The sequence below is a fragment of the Gelidibacter sp. genome (assembly GCF_035577925.1).
In the GTDB taxonomy this organism is placed as follows: Bacteria; Bacteroidota; Bacteroidia; order Flavobacteriales; family Flavobacteriaceae; genus Gelidibacter.
This window is the reverse complement of record NZ_DATJCY010000059.1, coordinates 1-3,020: the sequence shown is the minus strand read 5'-3', so window position 1 is coordinate 3,020 and position 3,020 is coordinate 1. Positions and strand designations below refer to the sequence as shown.

Below are 3,020 nucleotides of genomic sequence, written 5' to 3'. Positions count from 1 at the left end.
ATCTTCTGTCATTAAATTAAAAATGTCATACAATCGCTTTTGCTGAGGATTCCTTTTCAAGGTTGAAGACAGAAGATTGAAAAACGCATCTTTTTCAATATCACTAAAAGGTTGAAATTTTATAGATAGTAGCGATTTTGTAACTGCTGCCGTCATATTATCGGGTAATAATTCATTAAACAATGCCCTTACTGCCGGTGGAATCATACTCGTTGCTGAGATAGAATTTTCTAACTTATCTCGAGCGATCCAATAATAGTCCCTCAAATCAACTCCTGATAAAAAAGGTTCTATTTGAAACCATTTTATTATTTTGGGTTTACCCCATTCTTTAAAATCTAAGTCTTTAATTTCTGAAACAATATCATCAATTCCTTTGTCTTTACATAAAACTTCTATTTCGGTTATTTCTTTTGGTATCCCATCTTGAATTATTTGCCATTCAAATAACTTTTTAAATAATTTCGGTTCAGAATATTCAAGTATCATCATTTTTGCGAGGACAGCATCATTAAAGCTTTGTAACAACGCAACTTCTGCAAGTCTTTTCCGAATAGTGTAGGTGTTTAGAAATCGCTTTATTTGTCGAGGATTTCCATATAGACTATTCGTAATTAAAGGTACTAATGAGGGAATTGAGACTACATTGTTCTTAACTTTGCTGTAATCTTCAGCTTCTAAAATCTGCTCAAAATTTGATAATCCAAAAGCGGAGTACCTATTCTTTATTCTATAGTTTTGAAATTCACTGAGTACTTTTTGAAACTTATCTTCATCAATTTCTTTTTTGCAAATAAGCATTGATATATAAGTTTCAACTTCAGATTCAGAAAGCCTAGGCAAAGAATAAGGAAGTTGGATTATTTTTTCTAGGTAATCAATAACAATTCTATTATTGTCTTTTTCTATTTCTTTACTGCTTTGGTATTTATGTTCAATAGCGTATCTCACTATTCGAGGGTCAGCCCCAATTAAAAATGCGGTTTTGGGTACATTTAGAAAAAGTTTAATTGCTTCAAGATTTTCAATAATTCTGTCTGGGCTGCATCTGTCTAAATCATCAATAATTACAATTAATCTTTTAAAATTTGTAGCTTCTAAAAGCTCTGAAAAATCTTTTCTAAAATCAGCAACTGCATTTGCAGCATTTTTATCGTCTTCTTTTCCTTGCTTTACAAATGCCTTATATATTTCCTTACCTTCTTCCGATTGGAGTCTTTCAATTATTTTTTCTGGATCATCTCCCCATTCTGCTAATTTCTGAATCGCAAAAGGGGCTAAACCGAGTCCTCCAGTAAAATACGCAGAAACCGCAGGTAGGGCAACATTTTTCATAACCATACCTGCTCCACGTATCCAATCAACCGATTTCCAAAGCTTTTTTGCTTTTTCTTTTATTGTATCTTTTATTTCTTTGGATATTTTTTTGTTGTTTTCCAATTCTTTAATTATAGAATTGAGTAATGCAGCTTTAGCATCATCATACCCTTCAAATGCCCATCCATTAAAGTAAATACAAAGTGAATCTTTATCATCCTCTTTATCAAATTCTTCTTTTACTATTTGTAAAATGCTTGATTTCCCACTTCCCCAATCTCCAAAAACCCCTACAGTAATAGGCAAAATAGATTCATCTTTAATAATATCAAGAAGTAAATCGGCATGTACTTTAAATCCTAAAAGATCCTCTGAAGTTTCGTTATCTGCCCACATAGTTTAATTTGGTTGTAATTAGTAATCAATGGCTAATATACTAATTTAATTACTGGAGTGTGTCTCAACACATATTACTCATTTTCTTACGAATATGCCATTCACTGCCAAGTAATTCCTCTCAATACCACTTTGTTATAACGCTTCCATTTTCACAACACCTTTGTTCCGAACGCCCACAGAGTGTGGGTTAATCGCAACAAATTAATGTGTTTTAATCATGGAAAAACAAAAGAAAAAAGTTTTGCTGGCAGCTGTAGCTATGCTGTCAGGAATTGGTGCATTCGCACAAGGAAATGGCTCGGCTGGTATTACAGAAGCTACCCAAATGGTAACCTCTTATTTCGATCCGGCCACCCAGCTTATTTATGCCATTGGAGCCGTAGTCGGACTCATCGGAGGTGTTAAAGTGTACAACAAATTTAGCAGCGGAGATCCCGATACCAGTAAAACCGCTGCATCGTGGTTCGGGGCCTGCATCTTCCTGATCGTTGCAGCTACCATATTACGTTCATTCTTCCTTTAATTCCTTGCCTTATGAGTAATTATAACATCAACAAAGGCATTGGCAGGACAGTGGAATTTAAAGGGCTGAAAGCACAATACCTGTTCATCTTCGCTGGCGGATTACTTGGAACATTGATCCTGGTCATGATACTTTACATGGTCGGGGTTAATTCTTACATCTGTCTGTTTTTGGGAACTGGTGGTGCTTCGCTGATTGTATGGCAAACCTTTTCACTTAACCAAAAGTTCGGGGAACACGGATTGATGAAAATCGGTGCTATAAAAAGACATCCCCGTTACATCATCTGTCGCAAGCCTGTACACCGCTATTTAAAGTGTACATCTAAATCAACTGCCATATGAGAAATGTAGCGAAAACAACAACGTTGGAAAACAAGTTCCCATTACTGGCAGTAGAGAACAACTGCATCCTATCCAAAGATGCAGACATTACCGCCTGTTTTGAGGTGCGTTTACCAGAACTGTTCACGGTTGCCTCTGCGGAATATGAAGCGATTCATTCCGCTTGGCACAAAGCCATCAAAACGTTGCCCGATTATACGGTCATCCACAAACAGGATTGGTACATAACGGAAAATTATGCTCCGGATATTGCAAGTGGTGGATTAAGCTTTTTAGGCAAATCCTACCAACAACATTTTAACGAACGCCCTTTTTTGAACCATTATTGCTATTTGTTCTTGACCAAGACCACCAAGAATCGGATGCGCATGCAGAGCAATTTCTCCTCGCTTTGTAAAGGTATACTGATACCAAAGGAAATCCGAGACAAAGAAGCA

4 protein-coding genes are annotated in these 3,020 nt (G+C 36.2%); 3 read left to right on the top strand and 1 reads right to left on the bottom strand.

Going from position 1 to position 3,020, the window contains the following annotated elements:
- On the bottom strand, positions 1 to 1,713 hold a 1,713-nt coding region (locus VNJ50_RS01840; RefSeq protein WP_325578496.1), incomplete at its 3' end, for a KAP family P-loop NTPase fold protein.
- Between the two features lie 220 nt (positions 1,714 to 1,933).
- Here VNJ50_RS01840 and VNJ50_RS01835 point away from each other — a divergent pair.
- From VNJ50_RS01835 to VNJ50_RS01825, 3 genes are all read left to right on the top strand, one after another.
- Positions 1,934 to 2,239, top strand: coding sequence for a DUF4134 domain-containing protein (locus tag VNJ50_RS01835; protein ID WP_325578494.1), 306 nt, complete (start codon positions 1,934 to 1,936; stop codon positions 2,237 to 2,239).
- An 11-nt stretch (positions 2,240 to 2,250) separates the two neighbouring features.
- The gene (locus VNJ50_RS01830; protein ID WP_325578492.1) at positions 2,251 to 2,583 is read left to right on the top strand and encodes a DUF4133 domain-containing protein; all 333 of its coding nucleotides are present in this window, start codon (positions 2,251 to 2,253) and stop codon (positions 2,581 to 2,583) included.
- A partial coding sequence (locus VNJ50_RS01825) for a TraG family conjugative transposon ATPase (RefSeq protein ID WP_325578490.1) occupies positions 2,580 to 3,020 on the top strand: 441 nt, incomplete at its 3' end. The genes VNJ50_RS01830 and VNJ50_RS01825, both read left to right, overlap by 4 nt.